Annotated in this window: 5 protein-coding genes; 2 read left to right on the top strand and 3 right to left on the bottom strand. The window is 72.2% G+C overall.

What is annotated here, in order from left to right:
• The coding region (locus J0670_RS28625) for an MFS transporter (protein WP_207814589.1) at positions 1–1,242 on the bottom strand (1,242 nt) is incomplete at its 3' end.
• 258 nt (positions 1,243–1,500) lie between these two features.
• On the opposite strand from J0670_RS28625, the gene J0670_RS28630 reads away from it, so the two are divergent.
• Positions 1,501–2,154, top strand: a complete 654-nt coding sequence (locus J0670_RS28630; protein ID WP_207814590.1) for a TetR/AcrR family transcriptional regulator C-terminal domain-containing protein — start codon at positions 1,501–1,503, stop codon at positions 2,152–2,154.
• An 87-nt stretch (positions 2,155–2,241) separates the two neighbouring features.
• Here J0670_RS28630 and murQ read toward each other — a convergent pair whose 3' ends face one another.
• A complete protein-coding gene (murQ, locus tag J0670_RS28635) occupies positions 2,242–3,213 on the bottom strand; it encodes an N-acetylmuramic acid 6-phosphate etherase (protein WP_207814591.1) in 972 nt (323 codons plus the stop codon).
• 68 nt (positions 3,214–3,281) lie between these two features.
• Positions 3,282–3,827 (bottom strand): SMI1/KNR4 family protein, encoded by a 546-nt coding sequence (locus J0670_RS28640; protein WP_207814592.1) that lies wholly within the window; start codon positions 3,825–3,827, stop codon positions 3,282–3,284.
• Here J0670_RS28640 and J0670_RS28645 point away from each other — a divergent pair.
• The gene (locus tag J0670_RS28645; protein ID WP_207814593.1) at positions 3,814–5,295 is read left to right on the top strand and encodes a carboxylesterase/lipase family protein; all 1,482 of its coding nucleotides are present in this window, start codon (positions 3,814–3,816) and stop codon (positions 5,293–5,295) included. The two genes, J0670_RS28640 and J0670_RS28645, sit on opposite strands and share 14 nt — an antisense overlap.
• Positions 5,296–5,502 lie beyond the last annotated feature (207 nt).

A 5,502-nucleotide genomic window follows, 5' to 3' on the forward strand; every position in this document is an offset into this window, starting at 1 on the left:
CGCCGCCGCCAGGGTGGCGCTGCCGGCCAGACAGAGCAGGCCGCCGGTGCGCAGCGCGGCCCGGATGCCCTGGTGGGCGGCGAGGCCGCCGGCCCGCAGGTCGCCCAGGGCGGGCCCGGCGGAGCCGATCAGCATCTCCAGCCCGGCGGCACGGCCGCGGAGTTCGTCCGGAATGGACTGGTTCCAGATGGCGCTGCGGAAGGTGTCGCCGATCCAGTGGGCGCCGCCCGCGACGGTGAGGCAGAGCAGTACGCCCCACAGACCGGGGGCGACGGCGGCCGCGGCGGTCGCCGCACCGACCAGGGCGGCGGAGAGGAGGACCAGCCGGCCGTGCCGCTGCACCCGCTCGGTCCAGCCGCCGGTGGCGGCCGCGATGAGACTGCCGGCCGCCGCGGCGGAGTAGAGCAGGCCGAGCGCCCACACCGCGTCCAACTCCTCGGCGAGGAAAGGGAACAGTGCGGTGGGCAGGGCGAAGGCGGTGGCCGCGAGATCGGCCAGGTAGGTGCCCAGCAGGTCGGGCCGCCGCGCCGCGTACCGGGCGCCCTCGGCGAACTCCCGTAGCCGCGGCGCTTCGGCGTCCCGCTCCGAGGGGACCGGCCGGACCTGGGCGAGGAGGACGATCGACAGCAGGAAGGTGCCGAGGTCGACCAGGTAGGCCGCCGGTACGCCGGCGGTCGCGATCAGCAGGCCGGCGGCGGCCGGGGCGGCCACCCCGGCGACGCTCCAGCGAAGGGAGAGCAGTGCGCTGGCCGCGACCAGCTGCTCGTGCGGCACCAGCCGGGGGATCATCGCCTCGACCGAGGGCTGCTGCAGGCCCTGGATCGCCGCCGCCAGCCCGGCGGCGACGTAGAGCGGCCAGACGGCCGGGGCGCCGAGCAGCGCATTGGCGAGCAGCAGGGCGCTGAGCACGGCGAGCGCGACCTCGGTGGCCAGCGCGACGGTACGGCGGTCGGCGCGGTCGGCGAGGACGCCCCCGTAGAGGCCGAACAGGACGGCGGGCAGCAGTTCGACCGCGCCGATCGCGCCCACGGCGAGCGGGGAACCGGTGAGGTCGGCGATCTGGAGCGGGATGGCGGTCATGGTGAAGATCGAGCCGAGCAGGGTGACCGTTCCGGAGGTCCAGGTCAGCCGGAAGTCCCGGGAGGACCGCCAGGGCGCGGTGTTCGGCAGCAGGCGGTTCAGGCGGTTCAGGTGGTTCAGTCGGTTCAGGCGGGACCGGGGGCGGTCCGTGGCTGAGGGCATGAGGTGCTGCTCCTTTCGTGGCTTTCGCCCACGTGGTCATTGCTCGCGAGGCCATCGCTCACGTGGTCGTCGCTGGCGAGGCCTTCGTTCTCGGGGCGTTCGTTCTCGGGGCGTTCGTTCTCGCCGCCGACGTTCGCTCGGCGCTGTCCTTAGCAGTGATAAATTCCGGGTCGGAACTTAGCGGCGATAAGGTGGATCTCGCAAGCCGAATTCCGCGGAACTGCGTGGAGCGGCGGGGCCGGAGGGAGCGACGATCGGATGGCGCTGCAACGCGACGAGGTGGTGCGCACCGCGCTGCGCGTGCTCAACGAGGAGGGCATCGACGGGCTCAGCACCCGGCGGCTCGCCCGTGAACTCGGTGTCCAGTCACCGGCGTTGTACTGGCACTTCAAGAACAAGCGGGAACTGCTCGACCTCATGGCCGAGGCGATGCTCGCCGAGGCCCTGCCGCCCGACCGCGCACCGGACCCGGAGCACTGGCCCGAGTGGATCGCCGCCGACGCCCGCGCCAAGCGCCACGCCCTGCTCGCCTACCGCGACGGCGCCCGGGTGCACGCCGGGACCTTGCCCACGGAGGACGAACTCCCCGCCGTCGAGGCCCAGTTGTCCGCCCTCTGTCGGGCCGGACTGCGCCCGCGTACGGCGCTGCGGCTGCTGCTGACCGTCGACCGGTACATCATGGGCTGGGTCACCGAGGAGCAGGCCTGGCGCCAGGACGCGGCGGAGCGCGCCCGGCCTCCGTTCCCGGACGAGGCGCTGCGTGACCTGCCGCTGCTGAGCGAGGCGGCCGACGTGCTGCGGATGACCGACCACGACGCCGACTTCGAGTACGGGCTGCGGGTGCTGATCGAGGGCTTCCGGGTGGTGATCGCGCGCGAGACGGCGGAGGGCCCGGCCGGTGAGACGGGCTAGCGTGAGGAGGTCGTGATCAACCGGATCCCCGCAGCGCCGCCCTGGTGCTGATCGACCCGATGGGCCGGATCGTCGCCAACCCGCCTGCTAGTTACGGTCCCGGTTCCGAATGCGGTCCTGGATCTGGTCGTGGATCTGGCCCTGGATCTGGTCGTGGCCCCGGGTTCGTTGGAGGGCTTCGCGCAGCCGGCCGTCCGAGGCGGTGAGCAGTCGGGCGGCGGTGGGGGCGTCCACGTTCGCGAGCAGGAGCAGGATCGCGTCCTTCGCTCGGCCGTCGGTCGCGGCCAGCGCCCGGCGGATCGCGTCCTCGTCGGCGCCGGTGGCCTCGGCGACGATCCGGCGGGCTCGTTCGCGGAGCTTGGCGTTGGTGGCCCGGAGATCGACCATCAGATTTCCGTACGTCCGACCGAGGCGGACCATGACGGCCGTGGACAGCATGTTGAGCACCAGCTTCTGCGCGGTGCCGGCCTTGAGCCGGGTGGAACCGGCCAGCACCTCCGGGCCGACCTCCACCTCGATCCCCAGCTCGGCTGCGGCCACCAGCGCCGAACCCCGGTTGCACGCCAGTCCGACGGTCAGCGCCCCGGCTGCCCGCGCGGCGCGGACGGCGGCCAGCGGGTAGGGCGTTCGGCCCGAGGCGGAGACGCCGATCAGGGCGTCGTCCGGGGTGAGGGCGAGTGAGGCCACGTCGGCCTCAGCGAGGTCGGTACGGTCCTCAGCCCCCTCGACGGCCTCGGTGACGGCCGTTCGGCCGCCCGCGATCAGGCCGACGACCAAGGCCGGATCGGTACCGAAGGTCGGTGGGCACTCGGCGGCGTCCAGCACGCCGAGCCGTCCGGCCGTACCCGCCCCTGCGTAGACCAGCCGCCCGCCGCGCGCCATCCGGGCGGCCACGGCGTCGACCACGGCGGAGATCCGCGCCAGCTCCCCGGCGACGGCGGCGGGGACGGTGCGGTCCTCGGCGTTCATCAGGCGGAGCAGGTCGAGGGTGGGTAGCTGGTCGAGCTCGGCCCAGTCGGGGCGGATCGTCTCGGTCGGGGGTACGGCGTCCTGGTGCATCTCGGCCTCGGCAGCTTCTTCAGGCGGTACCAGTTCAAGGGCGGCGGCAGTTCAAGGGCGGTACCAGTTCAAGGGCGGTGCCAGTTCGGGAGAGGTACCAGTTCAGAAGCGGTACCAGTCGTCTCCGTCGGCGTGGAGGGAACGGTGGACCGGAAGAACAGGTTCTGCCGGACGATCTCTTCGAGCGGCCAGACGGTGTCGACGTGGGTGCGCCCGATCACCCCGTCGCTCTCGAGGAGCAGTTGCCTGAGGGCGGCCGGCAGGGGCCGCCCGAGCCGGAACTCGGCCGCGGTGAGGTCGGACGGTTGAACCGGCTCGCGGAAACCGGCCTCGGGGAAGGCGTCCTGGACCGCTCGTCTCCACATGGTCGAGAGCTTAGCGGTCAGCTTCGGAAGCCCTTCGGGGTTGACTTCGAACTGTCCGGCGCCACCGAGTACTCCCGCCTCGCGGTGGAGGTGGCCGACAAGAGGGCAGCGGTCGCCTTGGCCGAGGGTGCGGTGAGCTCCTGAGGGAGCTAAATCCCTTGGCCCTTCCATGCGTTCCGTGGTGGAGTGGCGCGGCGGCTGATCGACAATCACGTGAGGTGCTGCGTTGGCAAGCGTGACCGTCTCCACCGCGTACGGCAAGGTACGGGGCCAGGAGCGCGAAGGCGTCGCGGCGTTCCTGGGCATCCCGTACGCTGCACCGCCCTTCGGGCCGCGCCGGTTCCGTCCTGCGCAGCCTCCCGAGCCGTGGGCGGGGGAGCGTGACTGCAGTCGTCCGGGGCAGGCCGCGCCCCAGCCCGGCTACCACCCCGCCATGGCCCGGCTCATGGTGGAGCCCGTGGAGACGGGGGAGGACTGTCTCAACCTCAATGTGTGGTCCCCCGCACCCGGTCGCGTCGGAGGCCGTCTTCCGGTCCTGGTCTGGATCCATGGCGGGGCGTTCCGCAATGGATCCGGCTCGCTGTTCAGCTACGACGGCACTCGGCTCGCCGCGGACGGCGCGGTGTGCGTCACGCTCAACTACCGGCTGGGCGCCGAGGGCTTCCTCCTGCTGCCCGACGGCACGGCCAACCTCGGCCTGCTGGATCAGGTCACCGCCCTGGAGTGGGTCCGTGACAACATCGCGGCGTTCGGCGGCGATCCGGACAACGTCACGGTGTTCGGCCAGTCGGCCGGAGCCATCAGCATCACGGCGCTGATGGTCATGGAGCGGGCCAAGGGACTGTTCCGCCGCGCGATCACCCAGAGCGGCGCCGGGCACCACTGCCACTCCGTGGAGACCGGGCACCGGATCACCGAGCGACTGGCTGTCCTCGCCGGGGTCGAGCACACCACCGAGGCCCTGGCCGCCGTGGCCCCCGAGCGACTGATCGCCGCCAACGCCGTCCTCGGCCAGGAGATCGCCCGGGATTCAGCCCCGGGCCGGTGGGGCGAGTCCGCCGGTGGTGGCACCACGGTGCTGCCGGTGGTCGACGGGATCACTCTCTGCGCACGGCCCGTCGATGCCATCGCGGAGGGGGCGGGCCGTGACATCGACCTGCTCACCGGCACGACCACCGACGAATTCCGGCTCTTCCTCGTCCCGTTGGGCATGGCCGACCGCATCACGGACGAGGTCCTTCAGGGATTCCTGGCTTCATTCGGGCTCGATGCCGTGCAGGCGGTCGCCACCTACCGGGCCGCCCACCCGGAGGCCACGCCCGGGGATCTGTTCTCGGCCGTGATGACCGACCATTCCTACCGCATCCCGGCCATCCGGGTGGCGGAGGCCCGTGCAGCTCTGGGCGCACGGACCTTCGTCTACGAGTTCGCCCGTCCCTCGCCCGTCCTGGACGGCCGGCTGGGCGCCTGTCACATGTCGGAGATCGGCCTGGTCTTCGGAACGTCCTCCGACCCGCTCCTGGGGGCGGAGCCTCCGAAAGAGTCGTCCGACCGGATGCGTGCCGCATGGCTCGCCTTCGCCCGCGAGGGACGGCCGGACCCCGGCTGGCCGCCCTACTCCCCGGACCGTTCGGTGCTGTACCTGAGCGATGACGCTCCTGTCGTGAGGCGGGACCCGGGCGCCCGGGAGCGGCTGCTCTGGGAGGACATCCGATGAGTCGACCGAACGGGCCCGGCGGGGTCAGACCGAAGTGCAGGGCGAAGCCCCACCCGCTGGCGGTACCTGTGCAGCCCGGTCGTATCGGCTTCCCCTGTTCGTCGTCGGCCGGTTTGGCCTCCGCGTAGGCGAATGCGCCTGATAGTCCCCTAGCGACGGGTGAGGGGGCCTACTGCCTGGGGCCGTTGAGGTAGAGCGTGGCGTGGT

Source organism: Streptomyces sp. FH025 (genome assembly GCF_017427025.1).
Classification (GTDB): domain Bacteria; phylum Actinomycetota; class Actinomycetes; order Streptomycetales; family Streptomycetaceae; genus Kitasatospora.

What these genes read in the sequence shown, in the direction of transcription:
- murQ (WP_207814591.1), bottom strand. Translation starts at nt 3,213, where the DNA reads ATGCACCAGGACGCCGTACCCCCGACCGAGACGATCCGCCCCGACTGG.
- J0670_RS28630 (WP_207814590.1), top strand. Translation starts at nt 1,501, where the DNA reads ATGGCGCTGCAACGCGACGAGGTGGTGCGCACCGCGCTGCGCGTGCTC.